17 protein-coding genes and 1 pseudogene are annotated in these 22,989 nt (G+C 54.9%); 12 read left to right on the plus strand and 6 right to left on the minus strand.

Annotation, left to right across the window (positions count from 1 at the left end):
- Positions 1-70: 70 nt before the first annotated feature.
- The 3 genes from LY284_RS29220 to LY284_RS29230 all read right to left on the minus strand — a co-directional run bounded on the left by LY284_RS29220 (position 71) and on the right by LY284_RS29230 (position 5,080).
- Positions 71-1,525, minus strand: coding sequence for a triacylglycerol lipase (locus LY284_RS29220; protein ID WP_233389626.1), 1,455 nt, complete (start codon positions 1,523-1,525; stop codon positions 71-73).
- A 5-nt stretch (positions 1,526-1,530) separates the two neighbouring features.
- Positions 1,531-3,945: a hypothetical protein gene (locus tag LY284_RS29225; RefSeq protein WP_233389628.1), complete on the minus strand. Its 2,415-nt coding sequence runs from the start codon at positions 3,943-3,945 to the stop codon at positions 1,531-1,533.
- 304 nt (positions 3,946-4,249) lie between these two features.
- Entirely contained in the window at positions 4,250-5,080 is an 831-nt protein-coding gene (locus LY284_RS29230; RefSeq protein WP_008348736.1) for a polysaccharide deacetylase, read from the minus strand.
- A gap of 1,683 nt (positions 5,081-6,763) precedes the next feature.
- Between LY284_RS29230 and LY284_RS39115 the strand changes: the two genes are divergently transcribed.
- The 6 genes from LY284_RS39115 (at position 6,764) to LY284_RS29260 (ending at position 11,809) form a co-directional block, all read left to right on the plus strand.
- Positions 6,764-7,702: an AraC family transcriptional regulator gene (locus tag LY284_RS39115; RefSeq protein ID WP_008348731.1), complete on the plus strand. Its 939-nt coding sequence runs from the start codon at positions 6,764-6,766 to the stop codon at positions 7,700-7,702.
- An 80-nt stretch (positions 7,703-7,782) separates the two neighbouring features.
- Complete coding sequence (locus LY284_RS29240) at positions 7,783-8,703, plus strand: SDR family NAD(P)-dependent oxidoreductase (protein ID WP_008348729.1); 921 nt, start codon at positions 7,783-7,785, stop codon at positions 8,701-8,703.
- Between the two features lie 79 nt (positions 8,704-8,782).
- On the plus strand, positions 8,783-9,169 hold the full coding sequence (locus LY284_RS29245) for a transposase (RefSeq protein WP_233389630.1): 387 nt from the start codon (positions 8,783-8,785) through the stop codon (positions 9,167-9,169).
- Positions 9,166-9,537: an IS66 family insertion sequence element accessory protein TnpB gene (gene tnpB / locus LY284_RS29250; protein ID WP_008348726.1), complete on the plus strand. Its 372-nt coding sequence runs from the start codon at positions 9,166-9,168 to the stop codon at positions 9,535-9,537. Before LY284_RS29245 ends, tnpB begins: the two co-directional genes overlap by 4 nt.
- Before the next feature lie 29 nt (positions 9,538-9,566).
- Positions 9,567-11,120: an IS66 family transposase gene (locus LY284_RS29255; protein ID WP_008348724.1), complete on the plus strand. Its 1,554-nt coding sequence runs from the start codon at positions 9,567-9,569 to the stop codon at positions 11,118-11,120.
- A gap of 437 nt (positions 11,121-11,557) precedes the next feature.
- On the plus strand, positions 11,558-11,809 hold the full coding sequence (locus LY284_RS29260; RefSeq protein ID WP_233389633.1) for a hypothetical protein: 252 nt from the start codon (positions 11,558-11,560) through the stop codon (positions 11,807-11,809).
- 247 nt (positions 11,810-12,056) lie between these two features.
- Here LY284_RS29260 and LY284_RS29265 read toward each other — a convergent pair.
- Positions 12,057-12,637 (minus strand): annotated as a pseudogene (locus tag LY284_RS29265) (NADPH-dependent FMN reductase).
- A gap of 312 nt (positions 12,638-12,949) precedes the next feature.
- Between LY284_RS29265 and LY284_RS29275 the strand changes: the two are divergent.
- Complete coding sequence (locus LY284_RS29275) at positions 12,950-13,747, plus strand: nitroreductase (RefSeq protein WP_309243223.1); 798 nt, start codon at positions 12,950-12,952, stop codon at positions 13,745-13,747.
- A 39-nt stretch (positions 13,748-13,786) separates the two neighbouring features.
- On the opposite strand, the gene LY284_RS29280 is transcribed toward LY284_RS29275, so the two are convergent.
- Positions 13,787-14,344 carry a DUF4863 family protein gene (locus tag LY284_RS29280; RefSeq protein ID WP_008348718.1) on the minus strand — a complete coding sequence of 186 codons (558 nt, stop codon included), beginning with the start codon at positions 14,342-14,344 and terminating at the stop codon, positions 13,787-13,789.
- A 277-nt stretch (positions 14,345-14,621) separates the two neighbouring features.
- On the opposite strand from LY284_RS29280, the gene LY284_RS29285 reads away from it, so the two are divergent.
- The 3 genes from LY284_RS29285 to LY284_RS29295 all read left to right on the plus strand — a co-directional run bounded on the left by LY284_RS29285 (position 14,622) and on the right by LY284_RS29295 (position 19,010).
- Positions 14,622-15,584, plus strand: a complete 963-nt coding sequence (locus tag LY284_RS29285) for a helix-turn-helix domain-containing protein (RefSeq protein ID WP_008348716.1) — start codon at positions 14,622-14,624, stop codon at positions 15,582-15,584.
- A gap of 163 nt (positions 15,585-15,747) precedes the next feature.
- The gene (locus LY284_RS29290; protein ID WP_008348713.1) at positions 15,748-17,211 is read left to right on the plus strand and encodes a benzaldehyde dehydrogenase; all 1,464 of its coding nucleotides are present in this window, start codon (positions 15,748-15,750) and stop codon (positions 17,209-17,211) included.
- Positions 17,212-17,294: 83 nt separating this feature from the next.
- Positions 17,295-19,010 (plus strand): GMC family oxidoreductase, encoded by a 1,716-nt coding sequence (locus LY284_RS29295; protein WP_008348712.1) that lies wholly within the window; start codon positions 17,295-17,297, stop codon positions 19,008-19,010.
- 48 nt (positions 19,011-19,058) lie between these two features.
- Here LY284_RS29295 and LY284_RS29300 read toward each other — a convergent pair whose 3' ends face one another.
- Positions 19,059-19,790, minus strand: a complete 732-nt coding sequence (locus LY284_RS29300; protein WP_008348710.1) for a GntR family transcriptional regulator — start codon at positions 19,788-19,790, stop codon at positions 19,059-19,061.
- Positions 19,791-20,155: 365 nt separating this feature from the next.
- On the opposite strand from LY284_RS29300, the gene LY284_RS29305 reads away from it, so the two are divergent.
- Entirely contained in the window at positions 20,156-21,475 is a 1,320-nt protein-coding gene (locus LY284_RS29305) for an aromatic ring-hydroxylating dioxygenase subunit alpha (protein ID WP_008348709.1), read from the plus strand.
- A 55-nt stretch (positions 21,476-21,530) separates the two neighbouring features.
- The gene (locus tag LY284_RS29310) at positions 21,531-22,967 is read left to right on the plus strand and encodes a glutamine synthetase family protein (protein ID WP_008348708.1); all 1,437 of its coding nucleotides are present in this window, start codon (positions 21,531-21,533) and stop codon (positions 22,965-22,967) included.
- Positions 22,968-22,989 lie beyond the last annotated feature (22 nt).

The raw sequence follows: 22,989 nt of genomic DNA on the forward strand, positions 1-22,989 counted from the left end.
GGCGTAGGGCACGGTTCGGGATGACTTTGCGTTCCGGTGGAGATACCGACCGCTTTCTCCGTGTCGACGTCTATGCGCCGTTGCTCTCTCCTTCGGCAAGCTCAAACCAGGTGGTGAGTCTGTCAACCGTCCTCTCGTGAGCGAAGTAGTTGCAATGATGAACCGCGTGCTCGCGCTGAAATTCGAAACGGTCGTCCTTCAGAACTTGAAGCCCGGTTGGGGTGACGAGGCTGCTGCTAGGCACATACATCGAACTGGTGTCAACCACCATGTCATTCGATCCGGGGAAAAGCTTCTCCGATACGTTGTGGGCGACTTGCCATGGCATTTTTCGAATGCGCTCCCAGAGCGTAAGAGCTTCCGTGCCGACTGCTGGAGCATAATCCGATGTGATTACGAAGGTTTTGACGGATGCTAAGGAACGGGAGGGCGTATTCCAGAGTCTGTTCAACTCTCCGTTGTTGCTCACTCTTGACATGCTATTGAGACCCGGCACGAGTCCGATAGCAGCGTCGGCAAAAGGTGTGGCGGAGAACGCTCCGGTCACTCCACCCAACACGCCTGCGAGTCCGCTTGCTCCCATCATCAGGCTGCTAGCGAATGAAGGCACCGCCGCTGCCGATGCCAACCCCATGCTGATTACCTTCGAGAAATTCGCGAAATAGTCGAGCAAGTAGCGGATTCGATACGGTGAGGCTAGACTCGTGCCTTGTAGGGGCGACGCCACTGCTACCATGCGCTCCACCTTGAACTTGGTAGTGCGCAACCACCAACTTGCCACCAATCCTCCGCGGCTGTGACAAATAACGTCTATTGGCGTTGACGAATCAAGCTCTGCTTGGCTCAATGCAAACTCCAAGTCGATTGCGTTGAGAACCGGGCTAACATGCAGTGTTGGATGATCGAAAGAAACAACGTGACTGTACTTCTTCTCGATAGCCTTTAGAAAGTCGAGTCCGTGCGTCGTTGCCGCAAATTCTTCAAAATACATATCTCCCTTGCTAAACGTTCCATGAATGAACAGGAGTATCCGGGACGCCAGTTTCAGCCCCTGCTGCGCAACATAGTCTTCGCGAAGGATTCCGTCCGCGTACTGACGTAGCCCTTGACGGGGCGTCAGCAACCGATCAAGCCCTTCAAGCGCAGCGTTTACTTTGTTGACGCCGATCTCGGCTACGGTGGTGCTGGCTACTACGGACCCCGCCTTCTGACTCGCGCGATATTGACCCCTGGCAGAACTTCCTCGGATACCAGTGGTTGTCAGACCACGTTCCGCATGGGTGGACTCATAGTCCCAATGCAGGAGCCCCTGACTGTCTTCTACCAACCGAACTTGGGCAGTGGGTGCCCCCAAGTTTGCGGAACCCCGACGCCGTAGCTTTTGAGGCGACTGGATCGTCTGATTGCTAGCAGGGGTTGCAGCGATGGCGTAAGTGACGGTCGCGCTTTGCGCGAGCGACACGTTCGCCATGTTTTGAAAGAGAGCGGCACTCGCAGCTGAATTCTCTTCTGCAGATGTAGTCATCGTTTTCAGACCGCATGTAGCGGTAGGGGAGTGATCTGGGCCGCTCTTGCACTCAGAAGATCTATCATGTAGTCAAAATCTACTGCGTCAGTGACATTTCGCGCACCCGTTAGCATAGCTCGTTCGAAGCCTTCCGAGGCCGTAAGAAGAGTTGTCTCCAATGCAATTAGCTCGCCGCTTTCGAGATAGCTAAGTATTTCCTCGGACGACGATGAAAGAAACATCCCGCTCGTATCTGCGTGAGAATTTACTTCCCAGTCGGTTGGATCGGTATCGCCTCGACGATCCATTCGAATAAAACTGTCGTGTGCTTCGGGACTGCGCCAGTAACCCACCAATGCATGAGCTTCGAAGACGAAGATGACGGGGTAAATGTCGACTAATTCCAACGCTGCCGCGAACAACAGCGCTAGATCTACACACGTGCCCCATCCGCCTGTAAGGACCATAGTAGGAGTGCGCAACCGTTGGCTATCGGACTGCTGGCTGTATGCGGGAGGTGGGTTGATATAGCCGAGACGATATTCGTGCAACAGCGCAGACCAAATGGCTCGCACTTGTAGATCGACTCCAGCGACGTCAGAGGCCTGGTACCCGTCAAACCCGGCCATCGGATCGTCACGCAGAACACGAACATACTTCTGCGCGTTTAGGATCAATCGCTCTGTCTCCGCGTCACGAGGAAATACAAAAGATGCAAGGGTGTACGCGCTTCCCTCAGCGAAGCGCCATTGGTCGGCGGGGAGCAGTCGCGTAGGATACGTATCGCTGTGCAGAACGCGGTCGCCTTTTGCAACCGTTACGGAAAGAGTGGTCGCCACGCTCTCGCGGCATGAGCGTGAGAGCGGTGCCGTCAAAGGAAACTCAATCTTCTCTCGAAGATCTTCGAACGGCGCGGTGATACTGAGGGTAGTTCGATAACACAACTCGCGGTCTTCGCCGTTCAGCTTCACCTCGAGGTCGACGTCAGAGAGTTTCTGCCCTTTACCTAAATAAATTCGAAATCGGCTAAAGGGGTACTGCTTTTGGTGGAGCTGTGCATAGTTCAAACCACCTTCTGGCACCTTAACATCAATGGAGAAGCCATCAGGCTTGTTCGGCGATGCCGGCAGGCATTCAATCTCGGTCGTCTTTGTCGGCTCTGCCAGAGCGCGCGCGTTGGCCCGCTCCAGATCCTCAACGTTTGACTGTGACGTCCAAAACACGATGCCGGAACCATTGAGGCTGAACTTCATTCGCAACACGGCTTGCCAGCCTCGTACGTGTGCGAGCGCCACGGCTCCCTTCGTTGCCACCAAGCCGCGATAGAATTCGTCGAAATATTCTTCTGCAAGTCCGTCATCGATGCTGTCTTGAAATCCAACTGATGTACACACTTTGCCTAGGCCAACCGCTGACGCCGCAATCTGTCCGGAATGGTACAAATTCCAGCAAACCAGAAAGGGCTTATGCTGATCGAAGAGCTTCCATAGTCGATCCTGAGAGACTAGGTCGATTTGGGCCTGACCTCCCTGCAGAACAGGCGAGTCTTTATGTAGAAGGGCATACCCGTCAAGTTCGACGACTGCGCGTGGCCTAAGAACGTCGGGGTTATCAGCGAATCGCATCTGGTTGATTCGCATCTCGTGTTCCCGGGTGTACGGAGTTGCCGTCAGCTCGATAGCTTGGCGAATGTCGCAGCCTGCAAAGTGGACAATGTCGGGTTCAAACGCCACGAGTTCTTCGACAATTTCGTCGAATGTCGGTGTCCACAGCGTCTTAAAGCAATCGGTGTCTGGAGACGAGGTGTCTGACTTTGTCTCGGATGAAGTCTCGGAACAAAAGATCTCGTAGAGAAAGTCGCGCTCAGATTTGAGGTGGTATTCTGAACTAATGAAGCCTGGGGCTGAGAGTACGACAAGTATCTTCCAGTCGCGCGGATTTTCTGGAAGTGATGTCCGTCGCTGTGCACCGGGTTTGCTCCAATGACGGAGCACGGGTACTCGATGCTCTCTTTCGGATTCAGCCGGCCGATAGGCTTGGATAACCGAGTCGACGACAAATTCCCATGGCATCACACGCAGATGCGTGTTGTCGTGCTCAGAAGTCGAATGCAGGTCGACCTCGATTGCAATCGGCAGCGGTCGATTAAGGGTGAAAGCATTAGACGTTTCGAAATACTCGCTCCAAAGCTTCATGGCACGAGACTGCTGTGCTTCCTTTAGATACTTTGTTCCAGACCAACGTCCTCGATTCAGGAGAGCGTATTTCCACCATGCCGCTTGCTGTTCAACATCCGGTTTCTTCGAGAACAGTTCTGAATTCGATTTGATCGAACACGGCCCCGTGTGGCAATCGTAGGGAAGCTGAATGACGACAGGCGTCAGGGCACTGCTCCGCTCACGGACAATTGAGCAGGCGTCGTCATCGGACTTTTCCATATGTTCATACCATTTGCGTTAACTTGGATGGATCGAGCGATCGTCGAAGCGACTCGGCGAGTATTCCACACTAAGCGACACGAGGACAACCGGCGGCGGTATGGCAAAGAGTTGGTGAGCGGGATTCTTTCACTCGGGCAATTGGCGACGGACTGCAGCAGCTAAGCGGCTAGCGGACGGCGCGACACTCGCTTGAACGTTTGTTTTGTGGCAAAAGTCCGAATGTCGCTTTGTTACGAGAATTCGAATTGGCGCAATATCTGCGTATTCGACACGAAAGCAGCTGTGTCACTTTTGCACTCGGTCAGCTTTTTGCGACTTGTTCCAGCGTCTTAAACTGAGCACTGTTACCAGTTCGCACGCGTTCAACAAAGCGCTCAAGCATGAGCAACGGCTCGAGATGGCGAAGTACCGATAGCTTGACCCAGAACGTTATGTTTGCTTCGCTCCCACTATCGCCGAGGTATGCAATCTGAGATTGCCAGACCTTGATGATGTCTGCTATGTCACGCGTGCCATGGTGGTCGCCACTGTGCTTGAACTCGTGCGCGCTGGAAAGCTCGTCGAGACACCAATTGGCGGGAATTGTCATGACTGCTGTCTCTAGGTTTCGGTGAACATCGCGTCGCCACGGATGCCCAGCTTTTGCGTCAACGAGGTGCCAGCGCTCACTCGACCGGATTTCAGCGCAGGAGTAGTAGCCATACCGCCTCGAAAAAGAGTACATGAAGGGATATGTACGCCAAGCGCCGCGCGCCGTCGGTGTTGTCGCGATCGTGGGCTCGGTGAACCCCACGGGCGCACGCCCACTTAGGCGGATAACGCTCGCGATATTTTCGCTCATCCAATCGGCTGCGAGAGAGGCTTCAGAGGCGTCTGGGATTCGGACGGCGATTTCATGTCCGCGGATGACAACCTCATGAATTGGCAGCAATTCGATGGAACGCGTATTAACGAACCACGTAGACCTGATGGCATACCTATGAAAAAGGTCAAGTATGGCGAGCACGTTCGTCTGTGATTCGGACGATTGCAGCAGGTCTGCGCCTGAAAGCGCTCCTGATGCCGTCGATTTGTCATGCGCACGGACTATTTCCGTGTCAATGCCAAAGGAAATCGAAACACGTGCTTTCATGATGTTGGTTCTAGTGTCCTTACCTAACCCGTGACGGTGCTGGCGATGCGTAAGCTGTCTCAAATCAACTATTTCTCGATTGACAGAAGCTCCGACACCAACGCCTAGCTACTCTCGATGTGGCTAGCGGCGTAGCAAGGCCGCGAGTATTTCAGGCCCTCGCCTTAGTACCCGGTCGGTTCGAGAAGCGGCACTGCGAGGACGAGTCGCTGATTCGGCGCCTACTTCTGGCGTAAGGATGCTTGCGCGGCCGTGAAGACAAATCCAGTCCATTGACATACCGTTACCGTCATCGACTTCTTGTATCCAATGTGCCTTGCAGTGTTTGCATTCAAAGTGTCGTACTATGATGACGGGCCTGCCGAGCGAGCGCAGCCGCGAGCCTTTCCAAACGGAACCAGTCCTTCGTGTTGTAAAGGGGGTATCTGATGATACATATCACTGCATTGATCGCAGAGATCCACGTTATGCATCACCTTCATTGAGAACATTCAACCTAGCATTTGACAACCTGGCTGGTAGGCAAATCGCACGTTGTGCAAGATACCACTGCACAATATTCAATTCAGCTTAGCGCATCATATGACAGTTACGAGCGGTGCGACAACGCTCGGTGCAGGTCATCGACTATATTCGTCGATAGGCGGAGAGTAAGAACTCCGAGTGACTTCACGCCTTGAGATTGGCGGCGCAGATGTATCGATCCCTGCTTGCTGAACCGGCGAAATTTGGATTGACGAGCTTCCGGCCGAGGTCGCAGAAGCAGCGGGCGGGTTCGTTGCCTCTAGATGCTGGCCTGCGTTCATAGTGGGTTCGGTCGCGTGTGCAGGGACGGATGAGTTTGGCGCGAACGCTGCAATAGCAAGCATGAGCATTGAGCAACTGATAAGGCGGTTCATTTCCTTGTACCTCGACGTGGAAAGTCGACATCGCATGATTCACATCGTCAAGACGACATCGTCTTGCTTGGTTGTTTCGAATCGTTAAGCACTAGCGTCGGCGGCTTGGCGCAGTCGCGCTCACTGGCGCTAAAGCAACGGTTTCGGTGTTCTCCCGAAAAGTGTATAAGCCCCTATATGACCAAGAAATCTGTCAAACGAGCTCGTACTCGCCGTTTGATAAAGATCCCTGCGACACTACGCTTTTGTAAAGATTATCCGTTAGTCATCGAAATTTCGCGGAACGTTCGACGTTTGAAGAGAATCGTCGATAACTCGATGATTTATGGAGGGCTTCTGTGTACTACGGTAGCGAACGAATGTCGGGTTCTCATAGATGTGTCAAGATGCGAAGCGGTTCGTATGTCGACAATCTCCTGATGATCTGGATGTCTGGAAGGGAAAAACAATGGCGAATGAAGAGTCTATCCGTGGCTATGTTCAGCGTTACCTTGACGAGGTGCCCGCGTTTACTCAAGACAGGGACAAGGCCATTCATGCTGGTTGCGCGGTCCACGATTATGTATCGGTCAACGTAAAGGACGCTGGTGGCCATCCCACTGCGTCGTTGACCCGGAACTACGCTCACCCGCGCGAGAATTGGCGCCCTTTGCGCAGTTCGTTCGATGTTTTGTTTGTTAGAGGACACTGGAAGGTTCGCTGCTCCTCAGGCTTGCCTGGCGGAGGCTTGGATTGAAGCTGGCTATTCCTAGTTTCAACATGTCGCACCGGTGTTGGAAATAACGTGGACGCGCTTTCAGACTTACTCTCGACGATAGTGACACGTAACGCCCATTACGCTGGTCTGCAAGCGGGAGTGGAGTGGGCTGTCGACTTTCCCGCACCGAGTGGATTGAAGTTTGTCGCCGTGGTGACCGGTGAATGTTTGCTTCGAGTGGTTGGAGAAGTTCCGGTGCTGTTGTCGGCAGGAGATTGCTTTTTGCTCGCAGAGCGTAAGCCGTTTCGACTTGCAAGCGATATGTTGGCACCGACCGTGGACGCGGCAAGCCTGTTTGCTCAAAATCCGGACGGCGTGGCGCGGCTTTGCGGAGCGGATGTTTTTCTTATCGGTGGCGAGTTCGACTTCTGTGAAGAAATCGAGCGAGCCGTTGGAGAACTCGAACCTGCGACGGTTGTGCGCGATGGAACGAGTGAAGCCCCAGTGATCCGATGGGCGTTAGATCAACTCTCTCGTGAGCTTGCATTTCCATCGCTTGGAACCGTTTTGATGCGTCAGCACCTAGGTCAAATTCTCCTGCTACAAGTCTTACGCGTTACCGTAAGTAGAGACGGAGACCGACCACCGGGCTGGCTGGGCGCGCTCCGGGATGAGAAGTGTCGTAAGGCGATTGAGGCCATTCATGACCGCCCACACGCAGCTTGGAGCGTAGAGTCTCTAGCTGCGGCGGCTGGCGTGTCACGATCGACATTCGCATTCCAATTTAAGAAAAATGTAGGAATGGCCCCTCTCGAATACGTTATTGAGCATCGCATGCGCCTAGCGCGACGACACCTTCGTCAGAGCGAACGACCAATATCCTGGATCGCTGAAAAGCTCGGCTATGTATCGGATAGCGCCTTTAGCAGTGCGTTCAAGCGGAGTGCATCTTGTTCGCCAACAGACTACAGAAAGCGTGCGAGGAATGATCCTGGCTCCGAGGTCACGATGAACGTGATGCGTTGATCGATTTGCTTTTGGACGATCGCGACAAAATCTCGGACGGTAGTGCATTCCGCTGATCGCTCGGAGCAGCGAAACTCGTGATGTCATACAACCAAGTGCACATCATGAGCGAATTTTCGAAACAAGTACCACTGCAATCTGGGTTCGGGGAAGCGACGACCGCTCGGGAGGTCGTGGCGGGGCTCGATTTAGCAGGCAAAACTGCCATCGTTACTGGCGGATCCTCGGGCTTGGGGTTTGAAATTGGGAGCACCCTCGCTTCGGCAGGGGCGAACGTTGTCGTGCCGGCTCGCAATACGGCCAATGCTGAGCGAGCACTTCTCGGCATAAAAAATGTGAGCGTTGCCGCATTGGATCTCCTCAATCCAAGCTCAATCCAGTCTTTTGCGCGCAGCTTTCTGTCGAAGGGATCCTCACTTGCCTGGTTGATCAACAATGCTGGCGTGATGGCTGCACCTCTCCACCGCGATAATCGCGGCGTTGAGCAGCAATTTAGTGCGAATCATCTTGGGCATTTTCAGCTTTCTCAGCTTCTCATGCCGGCTTTGCGAAAAGCAGAAGGCGCAAGGGTAATCAGCGTCTCGTCACGAGCCCATCAACTTTGTGGCGTAGACCTTGAGGATCTGCACTTCAGCCGACGTAGTTACGACAAGTGGACAGCGTATGCGCAATCGAAGACTGCAAACGTTTTGTTTGCTCTTCACCTTGATCAGATTGCAAAACAAGAGGGGATAAGGGCTTTCTCTCTGCACCCAGGTTCAATATTTACGCCATTGGCGCGGCATATGACCATCGATGACTACCGTCTGATGGGGGCGGTCAAAGAAGACGGGACTTTGAAAACTGCCGAGGACCCGGGCTTCAAGACGGTTGAGCAGGGCGCCGCTACGACCTTGTGGTGCGCAGTCAGCTCACAGCTTGACGGATTGGGAGGCCTTTACTGCGAAGATTGTGACGTCGCGTCGTTGGCAGCTGAAGATGGAATTGGACCGGGTGTGTAAGCGTGGCCCCAGCACCGTGTAGATTTCGACGTTGAGTTTGGCTAATTTGGTGCCCACCAAATAAATGGTGGACGCAATAGTGGACAACGCCGCGCAATCCAAACGATGCAAGCGACCAAACTTTTCAGTTGAGTTCAAGCGGCAGATCGTTGAGGAAACGCTCAGGCCAGGGGCATCGGCCGCACTCATCGCTCGCGAACACGACATCAACGCCAATTTGCTTTTCAAGTGGCGTCGGCATTATCTGGCTGGCGATTTCGGCTTACCCGACGTTTCTACGACTGAGGCGCGCGAACTAAACTGGCTGCCTGTGGCAGTCGCGCCGCCTGCTTCGGACGCTGGGGCGTGCTCATCGTCGGGCAGCGTTAGTATGTACGAGATTGAATGCGGAGAAGTCCGGCTACGCCTGAACATCGACACGCCAATCGCAACACTGGTTAAGATCGTGCGAGGCCTTGCCCGATGAGCTATTTGATGTTGCCGTCGGCCGTTGGCCTACCGTTCGGCTCTCGCATTTGGTTAGCTGCAGGCGTCACCGACATGCGAGCGGGCTTCAACAGTCTTGCGGCCAAGGTGCAGACCGTTCTTGAGCGCGATCCTTTTAACGGGCACGTGTTCGTGTTTCGAGGTAAGCGCGGTGATTTGCTCAAGGTCCTGTGGTGGAGTGGTGATGGACTGTGCCTGCTGATGAAGCGACTTGAGAAGGGACGCTTCGTATGGCCTCAGGCCGACGGTGGCGTCATTTGTTTGAGTCCGGCGCAACTATCGATGCTGTTGGAGGGCATAGACTGGCGGCACCCGGCGAGAACGGCGCGACCAAGCTCAGCGTTGTAAACGTCGCTCGTGGGGCGTAGACTGACTGCATGACGCGCGCGAACCCACTTCCCGACGATGTCGAAACGCTGAAGGCGATGCTGCTCAGTCTGCAAGAGACGGTCAACTCGCAACAAGCCGCGCTGGCGTCGCGCGCAGCAGAAATCGAACATCTAAAGCTGCTTGTTGCCAAGCTGCGTCGTATGCAGTTTGGTCGCAAGTCGGAGAAACTGGACCGACAGATCGAGCAACTCGAATTGCGTCTTGAAGAGCTTGAGACCGACGAAGGTGCGGCACCGATTCAACTCCCGAAGACGCCGCGCACGGCCGCACAACGAGCACCGCGTAACTCACTGCCCGAACATCTACCGCGCGAGATTCAAACACACTTGCCCGAATCTGCCGCGAAATGCACCGAATGCGGTGGTCAGATGAAGTCCTTGGGCGAAGACGTCGCCGAACAAATCGAGTACGTTCCAGCGAGCTTCAGGGTGATTCGTCATGTGCGTCCGAAATTTGCCTGCGCGTATTGCGACCGCATCGTCCAAGCCTCTGCACCGAGCCGTCCCATCGAACGGGGCCTCGCCGGGCCTGGGCTACTGGCACACGTGCTGGTCTCGAAGTTCGCTGATCACGTGCCGCTTTACAGGCAGTCAGTTATCTACGCACGAGAAGGCGTCGAACTTGATCGGTCGCTGCTTGCGAAGTGGGTCGGTCACGTAGCGACGCTGCTGCGTCCGCTCGTAGATTCGCTGCGTAATCACGTCATGTCGGCCACAAAACTGCATGCCGATGACACGCCGGTTCCAGTACTAGCACCGGGTAACGGCAAGACAAAGACCGGTCGCTTGTGGGTGTACGTGCGCGATGATCGCGGATCGGCCGACATGACCCCGCCGGCGGTATGGTTCGCGTATACGCCGGATCGCAAGGGCATCCATCCGCAGCAGCATCTCAATGCGTTCAAGGGTACGCTGCAGGCTGACGCGTACGGCGGCTACCAGGCCATCTATGAAACAGGGCGCGTCACGGAGGCCGCCTGTTGGGCGCACGCTCGCCGACAATTCTACGAACTGCACGCGGCGCGCCCCAATGCGTTGAACACCGAGGCGCTCGAACGCATCGGCGCGTTATACAAAATTGAGGAGGCGATCCGGGGTAAACCGCCAGACGAGCGCTGCGCATATCGCCAGAAGCATGCGTGGCCATTACTCGATCAATTCCATACGTGGCTCATAGAAACGCTGGAAACGCTCTCGCGCAAATCCGATACGAGCCGGGCGATTCTCTATGCGTTGAACCGGTGGAGAGCGCTCACCCGATACTGCGAGGATGGCCGGCTCGAAATCGACAATCTGCCAGTCGAGCGCGCATTGCGTGGGGTGGCCATCGGTCGACGCAACTATTTGTTTGCTGGAGCCGACTCCGGCGGCGAACGTGCTGCCGCAATTTATAGCCTCGTTGGCACCGCAAAACTCAACGGCATCGATCCTGAAGGGTATTTGCGTTTCGTGCTTGCTCGCATCGCTGACCACGCAGTCAATCGCATCGACGAACTCACACCGTGGGTCGTTGCCGACAGGATGCGGACAGCAACTGCCTGACGCCGTCAACCTATAAAACCTGTTGCGAGGCGTCATTCACGCAAATCTATCGATGCTCAGTCAGCAACGTTTCTACACGAGCCAATGCCCGCAATGGTTGACCCAGCACTGCGTGTGAGCGCGCAACGTTCAGGGCGGATTGAACTATAAGCGAGGGGGACTTCCGCGCATCGATTACCTCGATCAGAAACAGGATCTCGTTACGAATCTTGAAGCGATCCGTTATCTCGCCCTTCATGATTGACGATCGCAGTCGATCGGCTGCCATGAGATATCCTGTCTCTTGGAAACGCAACTGTATCGGATTCATCTTCAACCTCTTATTACACGCCCGCTGAACCGCAGGTATCCTGCCGACTTGTATTGGCTCACAACGTCAGATTAACGAATTGCCAGCGATTCGTGGACACTAGCGGGCAGTTCGAAAGGAGACGGAAATGGACAACGAAAATCACCAGGCTGCTCGCCTTGCGCTGACCGAGCGACATATCGCCGAGGGGCGTCGCCGAATCGCCATTCAGACTGAGCGAGTCGAAAAGCTTCGTGAGAGAGGAGCCGATACAGCATCCGCCGAACAGCTGCTGCAAATCATGGAAGAAACTCTCGAAAACTCCCTTGAGCTTCAACGGCTGATTGAAAAATCGCTGCGGTTACGGACACGCGGACCGGTAAACATCGTGCCAACGTGATGCCTCAAGATGTGCAATCGGACGGCCTTGCAGACACGCTTACCCGGGTGTAAAAAGCTGGGCGATTGATCCCGACATTGCAGCACGTCTTTGGACCGCAAGCGAGCGTCTGACTGGGATGGTGTCTTGAAAGACTCGGGCGGAAAAAATCATCGAGACATTCCGCCTTCGTAGCTACGAAAACGGCCCTAGCATGGCTGCTCGGGCCGTTGTGGAGCACTACTGTGCATCGCTCGGCAGTTCGACACTAGACTGTAGCTGTATGAAGTTTGCTTGTGAGACCAACAAGCGACTCGCCGACCGCGCGCAAGAGTTTCTCCACGTTTGTGTCCTTTAGCTTTCCCTGTTCATTGAACGCAGATGCAGCGAGACCCAACGAGAACGATTGTGGTATCAAGATAAGTCCCAGTCTCTCAAGAACAATTTTGATACCAATTTGCGATTTAGCGCCACCAAGTGGGCCTGGCGAAGCGCTGACGACTGCAACTGGTTTGTTAGCGAAGAGGGTAAGCCCGGGCGTGCCGGCTCGCGTCGCTCTGCTGCACCAATCAAGCGCGTTCTTGAGAATTGGGGTGTAACCACCGTTACACTCAGGTGAAGCGATGAGGATGGCGTCGCTCTCCGCGAGCATATCCTGAATGCGCAAAGCGTTCTCAGGTACGCCGCTTGTGCCCTCGGACTCGGCATCGGCATTGGGTAATCTGCAAGACGAACATCGAGAACTCGAGCTCCGAGTGCAGAAGCTCCGCTCGCAGCTACATCAAGAACTTTCTGATTAAACGAATCGCGCCGAGTGCTGCCGGCAATCGCAAGAATTGTCGTGCTCATTTTGGCTGTCTACCCTTAGCGTTGAGGTGGGATCTCAACGGACGTGGGATTCCGTTGAGGGTTGCAATCGTCACCAGGTTAGGCGAAAGAAGGACCAAACGTTGCGTCGGGGAAGGACGACGACGGTGACGGTGGGAGGTGCCCATCGATTATGGTTGTCGTACTAACTCAGACAAAGGGAATCACGTGCAATATCCTATTGCACGTGATTCAATCTACCGATTGCCTTACGTCGCAGCAGCAGTATTAAAAAGTGTCTGCGTTTAACGCTGCAGGCGGATGAGAGAGCGGGTAGAAGTGCGGAAAGAGAACATGAACTCGATTCACTTCGCAGGTGAACATGTTTCACTGCGATGCTTTTTGGGTCCATGTCATGATGTAGAAATCCTTCCAGTGATTTCATCCATGAAGATTAATCGAGACACGCATCCAACTGCCAGCGTCATTGACGCCATCATTCGCTCCCGTCGCGCTGTGAGAAGATTCAAATCTGATCAAGTGCCACGTAAGGTCATCGAAGAGATTTTAGATGTGGCGAGATACGCTCCGAGCAACTCCAATATCCAACCGTGGCATGTGTATGTGCTAAGCGGAGAAAAAAAAGCGGCGTTGAGCGAAGAGTTGGGTCGGGCTCACGCTGCCAATCTTCACCCGCCGTTGCGTCATATGCCAGATCCGCTTCCTGAAGTCATGCGACTTCGGCAAGAGGCATTTGGGAGCGTTTATTATGGTGCGCTGGGTGTTTCGAAGAGCGACGTGAAACAGCGTGCAGCGGTTACAGCAAAAAATTTTGATTTCTTCGGTGCACCCGTAGGATTGATTTTTGCAATTAACCCGTCGCTGACCGAGTTCAGTTGGCTCGACTATGGGCTGTTCTTGCAGTCGCTTATGCTAGCAGCGCGAGCGGTCGGATTGGCGACATGTCCGCAGGTATCCTTCGCGCGATACGAAGACATCATCTCGAGACAACTCGGATTCCCTCAAGGCTATCGATTGGTGTGCGGTATGAGTCTAGGGTTCGCTGAGGAGGACTCGCACATTAACAGCCTTGCGATGGCTCGGGAGCCGGTTGAGGGATTTACGACCTTCTTCGGGTTCGATGCCGAGTGATTCGTAAAAAGGAGGGCGCCGGTGACCGGCGCCCTGCGGTTATTGTGCGTCCGGCGCTTTCACGTTGTATGCAATCCGTCCTGCAGGCAGGAAGAACAGCGCGATTACGGCTCCGCCTTTTGCCTCCGGATAGTGGTGGCTTCCCGGCGCAGGTGCCGTCCATCCCCCGTAACACCATCCGTTCGGTCCGGCAAGCGCTGCGTTATCATTGAGCGAGAAGACCATATTGAACTCGCCGTAGGGATGAGAGTGGTAGTCTCCGCGGAAGGATTGTTCAGGGTTGCTTTGAGTATTTTCGGTGCTATCCATGTACACCGTGGTGATGCTAAAGCCAAACGTTTCTTCAGACGGGTCCACTAGTCGGGCGCGGCGGTAGCGCCGACCTGCAATCTCGACGTTGGCGGCCCAACCCTCCTCAAGCACCCCGAGCTTAATCAGCCGCGCGGTCTCACGATAGAAGTCGCTGTCAACGCCATATTTCTCGTTTAGCCAGCGCTCGACTTCGGTACCGGTAGTCAGATCCTTGACTTCTTCCAGAAACGGAATAACGTGCGCTACCAGTTGGTCTTTGTGCGAGACCGCTACTGTTGCTTCCATAATGTAAATCTCCTGATATAGCTGAGCTTTCAACGTCTCGGCCCGTTGCCAACGTGATTAAGGCGAGAAAACCGTACCGAACACATTGACATACGCAGAAACTAATCAGAAGGGATGTCTTTTCAACTTGCCGATGAATAACATTCATGGGCAACTATTGGTCCGTCTGACGCAGTGAAGAGTACGCTTGACATCCGAAGCTCTTGCTCGCCGCATCCAGCCGTGCCAAGAAAAATCAGTAGTTTCCCTAGCGATTAATCGGCTTGAGGACTTGACTATGTTTCATCCAGATAGGTCCGGCGGTGGGCGGATTGAGATCAAAGGACAACTCGCGCTGTCGGAGCTAAGGACATATCTAACGTTGAGCCACGGCTTAGGCTGCAAACCCGATAAATTTCGACCCTATAACGCTGAAGTCCGAGCCATTGAATTGGGTGAAACAGCGTTTTCCACCGTCAGGATGACGGCGCTGACTCTGTTTCCCGACAACTCTACGCAGGAGCACAGTCAACACATCTACGTCAAGCTCGTGTCCCAAGGGAAGTTGCTCTTTGAGCAGGATGGTGACCGGAAAATTGTTGCGGCAGGCGAATTGGTCATCGTTGATCCGTCGATGCCGTTCACGGAGACATTTCAAGACGAAACAAGCTTGATCGTTCTGAGATGCAAAAAGTCCTCTCTGCAGGAGCGAGGCTTTCGTTGCCAGCTGAGCCACTGTATTGAACCGGATATGAGTTCTGCTGACGTAAGCGTGGTTTTTGACATGATCCGAGCAGTCGCTTCAAATTTTGCTGAAATGAGATACACGACCCAGGCTTTGCTCGGGTCGCATCTCATTGACTGGCTCGGCGTGCTTCTCGAGTCGAGTGGCGCTGCTGGCTCTCGTTCTACGACAGCGGCCTATCACAGAGCTAAGCGCCACATCGCCAACCATTTGGGAGAGGAGAGCCTTGATGCACACGCTATCGCAAGTGCGGCGGGAGTGTCAGTGAGCTACCTAAACCGACTTTTCCACGACGAGGGCACCTCATTGATGCGCTACCTTTGGGGTCAGCGCCTGGAGCGTGCAAGGCAACTGATCGAGGGGATTTGCAAGGATGGGATTCGGATCGAGGAGGTAGCGTGGCGTTGTGGATTTGCGAGTGCCGCGCACTTCAGCCGAAGGTTTCGCCAACACTTTGGCCATAGTCCAACGGAGTGGCGCGAGCGCGCAGGAAGTTTCGTCTCCGCCTCATCCTGAGACGGTCGGGACCAAAGTGCTCCACGGTCACAGATAGAATCGTTCCAGTCAAGAAGTTGGAGAAAGCCGGACAAGGTAAATATTTTTAGCGGGTCGATCATCTTCCAAGCCAGACGTCAGCGGAAGGACGGCGAGGCGATTCTTCAAATTAACTGGAGGAGCGATGATGGACCAACAATCGAGAGAACCTTGGGCCGAGAAGATCTACCTTGGCGAATGGGTAGATGGTCAGCGAGGTATCGCGACAGTAGTTGAGCCGGCAACGGGCGACGAGCTTGCTCGTATTGGCGTATCCGGGCCGTCTGACGTTGATGCAGCAGTTCAAAGTGCGCGGCTTGCGCAGCGTCGATGGGCCGACACTCCTTTCGATAAACGCGCGGCAGTGTTTTATGATGCAGCGCGCCTCATCGGAGAACGATCGAAATTATTCAACTATTGGAACGTTCGCGAGTGTGGTTCGATCGAGCCCAAGGCCTCCTGGGAACTCAATGCGAGCAGGGAGCATTTGATTACAGCGGCGAGTCTCCCGCTACAGTCAAACGGAATGCTGTTTCCTAGTTCCGTGCCGGGTCGTGTGAATGCGTGGCATCGTATCCCAGTCGGGATCGTTGGCGTCATTACGCCTTGGAACTTTCCGTTGGTACTTGCGATTCGTACGATTGCGCCAGCGCTTGCATTGGGCAATGCGGTAATTCTCAAGCCGGATCCCCACAGCGCAGTGACAGGGGGCGCGCTGGTCGCCCAACTGTTCGAGGACGCAGGTCTTCCAAGAGGACTGTTGCATGTCTTGCCAGGTGGCGTTGAGGCCGGGGAAGCGTTGGTTCAACATCCAGTGGTTAAGATGATCTCGTTCACTGGATCGACAGTTGTGGGTCGCCAGATTGGTGAGATTTGCGGCCGAATGCTGAAGAAGACGTCACTGGAACTCGGCGGGAATAATCCATTTATCGTCCTGCCAGACGCCGATGTCAATAAGGCCGCCTCATGCGGTGCATGGGGAGCTTTCCTTCACCAAGGCCAAATCTGCATGCAAGCCGGGCGACACCTTGTCCACCGAAGCGTCGCTGATGAGTACATCTCGAAGCTCGCCGCGCGTGCCGGACGCCTGTCAGTGGGGAACCCAGCAAAAGGTCAGGTACATCTGGGACCGCTCATCAACGAGCGGCAGGCCGCACGAGTTGAAACTATCGTCAGAGAGTCTGTCGATATTGGAGCAGTGCTTGTCACAGGCGGAAAGCGAACGGGAAACTTCTTCGAACCTACGGTTCTGATGGAGGTTACTGCGGACATGCCGGCCTTCACGGATGAGCTGTTTGGACCGGTTGCGCCTGTGACGGTCTATGACTCGATAGACGAAGCCATTGAGCTTGTGCATGCGAGTGACTATGGTCTGGCGGCGGCAATTCATTCGAAGTCAGTGTCAGCTGCGATCGCACTGGCTAAGCGCTTACGTTGCGGAATGGTTCACGTCAACGATCAGCCCGTGAACACAGAATCGCAGGTGCCCTTCGGTGGGATGGGCGCTTCTGGCAACAGTAGCCGCTTTGGCGGACCGGCAAACATCGAAGAATTCACGACGTCTCAGTGGATCAGTTCAGTTGAAACGCCGTCCGAATATCCCTTCTGATTTCAGTCTGAGCAACTCGAGTCTAGCGCCTCCAGACTGGAGGAGACACGTCAATTAGGCGGGAATTTCCCCTGAACAAGAACATGGCGATTGATCAATTCTCATTGGATATGTTGGCTCTCGCGGAAGAAAATGTGATGCGAGGAAAAATCACGCGCCGCGAATTCATTCGTGTCGCTATTGCCGGCGGACTTTCATTTGCAAGTGCAAGTAGCTTTGCTGCGAACGCCGCAAATGCAGTGGCGAATCAGTCTCGCAACGTCAAAGCATTGTCGCGGCGGTACGACTACGTTATCGTCGGGGCAGGAACTGCAGGAATAGTTGTCGCGTCGAGACTCTCTGAAAACCCTGCGGCAAAGGTGCTTCTCATCGAAGCTGGTGGTTGGAACGAGGTCAAATCAGTCGAGGATCCCGCACTCTGGCCGACGAACATCGGTACCGCCGCGAGCTATGTATATCCGTACGTTAAGGCCTCTCACTGCAACGGCCGCACGATACCTTTGGCGATGGGGCGCGGGATTGGCGGCGGAAGCGCAATTAACGCGATGGTCTGGGCCCGCGGCCACAGAGAGAACTTTGAACAATGGGCGGAGCTGACGGGTGACTCGTCTTGGGGATACGACTCGGTGCTCGCCATCTACCGGAAGATTGAGAATTGGCAGGGCGACCCTAACCGGTGGCGCGGGGAGCGTGGAGAGATTTTCGTTGATAAGGATCGACATAACAATCCCATCGTCCCCGCAATGATGCGGGCTGCGGCCAGCGTCGGAATTCCTTCTACTGATGATCTGAATGGAAAAACCATGGAGGAGGACGGAGGTTGTGGGGTCGCGCAAACGCTGATCAAGGACGGGCGAAGATACTCCATTGCGAACGCCTATCTGTATCCAGCACTGAGTCGCCCCAATCTCACCGTCCTGACAGATTCCACAGTCATCGGCATCGAACTGACGGGCGACCGTGCGACCGCCGTTCGATTGCTGCATGCTGGAGCGGAAAAGCGGATCGAAGCAAGTACCGAGCTGGTGCTTTCGGCGGGCTCAGTCGCAACTCCAAAACTGCTCATGCTGTCAGGCATTGGCGACAGTGAGGACTTGCGCAAGCTCGATATTCATGTCGCCGTACATTCGCCGAACGTCGGCAGGAATCTAAGGGACCACATCCTGATGGGTGGCTGCATCTACGAATATAAAGAAGCGCTGCCTCCGAGGAACAATCTTGGAGAATGCACGCTCTTCTGGAAGAGCGATTCGGCTCTTCCCGTACCTGACTTGCAACCATTCCAGATTCAGGTGCCGTATGCGACCGACGAGGTCGCAAAACAGTATGCGATTCCGGTGGCAGGTTGGTCGCTCCTCCCTGGCCTGGTGCAGCCTAAGAGCCACGGCCAGATTACGCTCCGGTCAAAGGACGTTCGGCAAATGGCAATCGTGGACCCAAACTACCTTGCTGAGCCTGATGACATGAAGGCGCTGGTCCGCTGCGTTGAGATTTGTCGCGCGATTGGCAGTTCGCCTGAACTGTCGGAGTACGTGAAGCGCGAAGTGGCACCTGGTCGGCTCGATCGTCAAGCTACGGAGAACTTCATTCGGAACGCCGCAGGAACGTATTTCCACCTTTCCGGAAGTTGTGCGATGGGGCGCGAGGCAAGTTCGGTGGTCGACCCACAGCTCCGCGTGAGAGGAATTCGAAATCTTCGTGTCGCCGATGCATCTGTGATGCCGAATCTGACCACGGGAAACACCATGGCGCCGAGTGTCATCATCGGCGAGCGGCTCGCGGCGTTGTTAACTAGCTAGGCTCGAAGCAGGGCAGTACGACACCTTCGCACTGCCCTGCGAAGCTCGTCATAGAACAGCTTCAGTGACGAGATGTAGAGCGGGGGCGAGTTTGCGGAACACTTCCGGTCGTTCCAAGGCGAAGGTCAAGTTGCTCTGCGCAATTTGGACGTGCTCTGTTGCAATCGCCTGCGCGCGCGTCCCTTCTCCCTTCAGCATCGCTTTCACGAGGCTGTGATGCTGCTGGTGCGCTAGAAACAGCCATTGGCGTCCCTCTTCGAGGGCGGACTGCATGGGCAACATGGCGCTCGCCGCAGCAAAGGGCAAGCGATTATTGACTTCGATTGCTCTAATCAACGCGGCGTTACCTGAACCTTCGACGAGCAACTTATGAAAGCGGTTGTTCATATCGGTGTAGGCCGCGTAATCGTCGATGCCGAGCGCCGGTTTTTCGAAGAGCCTGTCCCCTGCACGCAAACACTCCTGGAGCGCATTTGCTAGCTGTCTCGGCACGCCATGCTCGGCGATGAGCCGGGCAGCCATCCCCTCCAGGTGCCCGCGGACGGCGATTGCGTCGGAAATCTCGTTAGCGGTGATGCGCCGCATCACGTATCCGCCTCCCGGCGACTGCTCGACGAGTCCTTCCTGCTCCAACGTAGTCAACGCAAGCCTAACGGGTGTACGGGACGCTGAAAGCCGCTCTGCAAGCGCCACTTCTGCGAGCCGTTCGCCAGGGACAAACTCCCCTTTGAGGATCAGATCGCGAAGGTACACAAGCACGCGCTCTTGCTGGGATTCCATTGCTTCTCTCCGATTCTCGTGACGCGACGACAACTAACTCCCACAGTCATTCTAGCAATAGTGCATGCATCAAGGTAAGCGAGGAAGTTGAAGAGTATGCATTTATACATTAAACGGTATTCATTAATGAGAGAGTTGCATACCAAACGTTAATTTTGCCGACAGCGGGTTTACGCTTACATACAAATAAAACAATATTAAAATCAATGGTATGTATGGTATTTGCCGCTTGGCGTTTTCATCGAGGCGACGTCGATTTGCATGCAGATATTGAACATCAGCGATTTGTTGGCTAGTCTCTCGTCATGTTGATGGCTTCTGCTGAATGCATAAGTCATCTTTCTGTGTACAGGAGGAAATTCGCCATGATGAGTCAGCAGCAGAACGACGTGATTACCCGCGTGGGCAAAGGGACGCCGGCCGGTCAGCTTTTAAGGAACTATTGGCAACCGGTTGCATTGGCTGAGGAACTGCCGAGTGAGCGGCCCGTGAAGGCGGTTCGCCTGATGGGGGAGGATTTCGTTCTCTTCAGAGATGAGCAAGGCCGTCTAGGGATGCTCGATAGAGACTGCCCACATCGTGGCGCCGACTTGGCCGCGGGACGTCTTGAGGACGGCGGGCTTCGCTGCGCTTTTCATGGTTGGCTTTTCGACGTCAACGGCCAATGCACGTCCACGCCGGGTGAGCCGGCGGGAAGCACCCTGTGCAAGCGCATTAAACAGCGCAGCTATGAAGTCATCGAGCGTGCCGGGGTGATCTTTGCCTACATCGGAAGCGGTACGCCACCTGCCTTTCCTCACTTCGACTGCTTTGCCGCTCCGGACGAGTATACGTTCGCCTTTAAGGGGCTTTTCGAGTGCAACTGGCTTCAGGCACTCGAGGTCGGCATTGACCCGGCCCATGCCTCTTTCTTGCATCGCTTCTTTGAGGACGAAGACGTAAGCGACAGTTACGGCAAACAGTTCCGCGGAGCGTCGGCGAACTCGGAGATGCCAATTACGAAGGTTCTGCGTGAGTTCGAGTCGCCCGAGATCCTGGTTAATCCTGCGGACTACGGGTTGCGTCTTATTGCAAAGCGCGCTGTCGACGACACCCACATGCATGTTCGCGTGACGAACGTGGTGTTCCCTCAGGCATTCGTTATTCCGATGAGTTCGGAGATGACGATCACGCAATGGCATGTGCCCGTCGACGACGAAAATTGCTACTGGTTCGCCATTTTCACCAGTTTCAATAAGCCAACGAACAAGCAGCAAATGCGCGAGCAGCGGTTGGAGCTCTACGAGCTTCCGGAGTACACCTCGCGTAAAAACAAGAGGAACAACTACGGATTCAACCTGGCCGAGCAACAGAGCCAGACCTATACCGGAATGGGTTTTGACATCAACGTCCATGACCAATGGGCGGTTGAGTCGCAAGGCGCTATTCAGGACAGAACCAAAGAGCATCTCGGTACGACCGACAAGGGAATCATTGCGTACCGCAAGCTTCTGATCGCCGCGATCGAGAAGGCTCAGGCCGGCGAGAAGACATTCATGCTCATCGACGAAGCGGAGGCTTCCAAGATGACTGGGCCCGCATCAATCGACGGTATCGCTCCTATCGACCGGTGGGACGAGTACTGGAAAGAGTCGGACCTCGAGCGTCGCAACGCCGCACCCTGGCCCGCAGCTGCCCAGTCCTAAGCAGGAATCCAATATCAGAAATGGAGCGCCGGGCTTCCCGCCCGGCGGATGAGACATGTCTTTCGTCGATACACACGGCCTCTGGACGAGTTCGCAGTCGGACGCGTACCTGCAGGTGCTTGAACGGTTAAAAAAAGGGGACATCGAGGTCGTACGATTCTCGTTTCCTGACCAGCACGGTTTGCTGCGAGGCAAGACGTTGGTCGTTGACGAGGCGATAAAGGCGCTTAAAAGCGGTGTGACGCTCACGACGACGCTTTTTGCAAAAGATACATCGCACCGCACCGTCTTTCCGGTGTATGAAAATGGCGGTGGCTTCGATATGCCCGAGATGCAGGGGGCGTGCGATACCTTGATGGTCGCAGACCCGGAGACATTTCGAACCCTTCCGTGGGCGCCACACACAGGATGGATTCTCTGTGACGTCTACTTTACTAACGGGAATGCGGTGCCATTTGGCACGCGACATCTGTTCCGACGCGCGCTCGAGCAGTTGAGCGGCGAAGGCTACGACTTCGTCTCAGGTCTGGAAGTCGAATTCCATGTTTTCAAAATTACGAACGAGAACCTGGGCCTTGAACACTCAGGGCAGCCGGGTATCGCACCCGACATTGAGCTGCTCTCGCGGGGATATCAATACTTGACTGAGTTGCGCTACGACGCCGCGGATGAAATGCTTGAAAAGATTCGCAAAGATGTCTTGGCATTGGGCCTACCTTTGCGGTCGCTGGAAGTCGAATATGGACCGAGTCAGTTCGAGTTTACGTTTGCGCCCACGAAGGGAATTCAAGCGGCAGATGACATGGTGCTTTTCCGAAGCGCGGTCAAACAAATCTGCCAGCGCAACGGATACCACGCGACGTTCATGTGTCGTCCCCGCATTCCCAACGTTGTCTCAAGCGGTTGGCACCTGCATCAATCGCTTACTGGCAAGTCTGACGGAGCCAATGCGTTTGTGCCAGAGACTGTTGACTCACCGCTCTCAGTCGTCGGGCAGCGATATCTCGCCGGGCTACTTGCTCACGCGCAAGGCGCGACGGCCCTTGCCACGCCGACGATCAACGGATATCGACGCTACCGCCCCTATTCCAATGCGCCTGACCGCGCCATTTGGGGTCGCGATAACCGCGGAGTGATGCTTCGCGTGCTTGGAGCTCCGGGTGACCCCGCGAGTCGTATCGAGAATCGCATCGGGGAGCCGACTGCGAATCCGTATCTCTATTTTGCTTCGCAGGTCTTTTCTGGATTGGACGGCATGCGCCGGGCATTACAGTTGCCGCCGTCGGCCGACACGCCCTATGAGACGCAAGCTGCAGCTTTGCCTCGAACCCTCGACGTCGCAATCGACGCGCTGCGGACCGACGAGTGCTTGCGGGAGGGATTCGGCGGCGCGTTCGTCGACTACTTCTGCAAGCTGAAAGAGGCAGAGGTGGCTCGCTTCAATCTCGAGGTGACGGAGTGGGAGCACCGAGAATATTTCGAGATGTTCTAAGCGGACCCACAAAGGAGAAACA

The sequence above is a fragment of the Caballeronia sp. PC1 genome, from assembly GCF_021353155.1.
GTDB classification, from domain to species: Bacteria; Pseudomonadota; Gammaproteobacteria; order Burkholderiales; family Burkholderiaceae; genus Caballeronia; species Caballeronia cordobensis.

What these genes read in the sequence shown, in the direction of transcription:
- LY284_RS29220 (WP_233389626.1), bottom strand. Translation starts at nt 1,525, where the DNA reads ATGACTACATCTGCAGAAGAGAATTCAGCTGCGAGTGCCGCTCTCTTT.
- LY284_RS29225 (WP_233389628.1), bottom strand. Translation starts at nt 3,945, where the DNA reads ATGGAAAAGTCCGATGACGACGCCTGCTCAATTGTCCGTGAGCGGAGC.
- LY284_RS29230 (WP_008348736.1), bottom strand. Translation starts at nt 5,080, where the DNA reads ATGAAAGCACGTGTTTCGATTTCCTTTGGCATTGACACGGAAATAGTC.
- LY284_RS29240 (WP_008348729.1), top strand. Translation starts at nt 7,783, where the DNA reads ATGTCATACAACCAAGTGCACATCATGAGCGAATTTTCGAAACAAGTA.
- tnpB (WP_008348726.1), top strand. Translation starts at nt 9,166, where the DNA reads ATGAGCTATTTGATGTTGCCGTCGGCCGTTGGCCTACCGTTCGGCTCT.
- LY284_RS29255 (WP_008348724.1), top strand. Translation starts at nt 9,567, where the DNA reads ATGACGCGCGCGAACCCACTTCCCGACGATGTCGAAACGCTGAAGGCG.
- LY284_RS29260 (WP_233389633.1), top strand. Translation starts at nt 11,558, where the DNA reads ATGGACAACGAAAATCACCAGGCTGCTCGCCTTGCGCTGACCGAGCGA.
- LY284_RS29275 (WP_309243223.1), top strand. Translation starts at nt 12,950, where the DNA reads ATGAACTCGATTCACTTCGCAGGTGAACATGTTTCACTGCGATGCTTT.
- LY284_RS29280 (WP_008348718.1), bottom strand. Translation starts at nt 14,344, where the DNA reads ATGGAAGCAACAGTAGCGGTCTCGCACAAAGACCAACTGGTAGCGCAC.
- LY284_RS29285 (WP_008348716.1), top strand. Translation starts at nt 14,622, where the DNA reads ATGTTTCATCCAGATAGGTCCGGCGGTGGGCGGATTGAGATCAAAGGA.
- LY284_RS29290 (WP_008348713.1), top strand. Translation starts at nt 15,748, where the DNA reads ATGATGGACCAACAATCGAGAGAACCTTGGGCCGAGAAGATCTACCTT.
- LY284_RS29295 (WP_008348712.1), top strand. Translation starts at nt 17,295, where the DNA reads ATGGCGATTGATCAATTCTCATTGGATATGTTGGCTCTCGCGGAAGAA.
- LY284_RS29300 (WP_008348710.1), bottom strand. Translation starts at nt 19,790, where the DNA reads ATGGAATCCCAGCAAGAGCGCGTGCTTGTGTACCTTCGCGATCTGATC.
- LY284_RS29305 (WP_008348709.1), top strand. Translation starts at nt 20,156, where the DNA reads ATGATGAGTCAGCAGCAGAACGACGTGATTACCCGCGTGGGCAAAGGG.
- LY284_RS29310 (WP_008348708.1), top strand. Translation starts at nt 21,531, where the DNA reads ATGTCTTTCGTCGATACACACGGCCTCTGGACGAGTTCGCAGTCGGAC.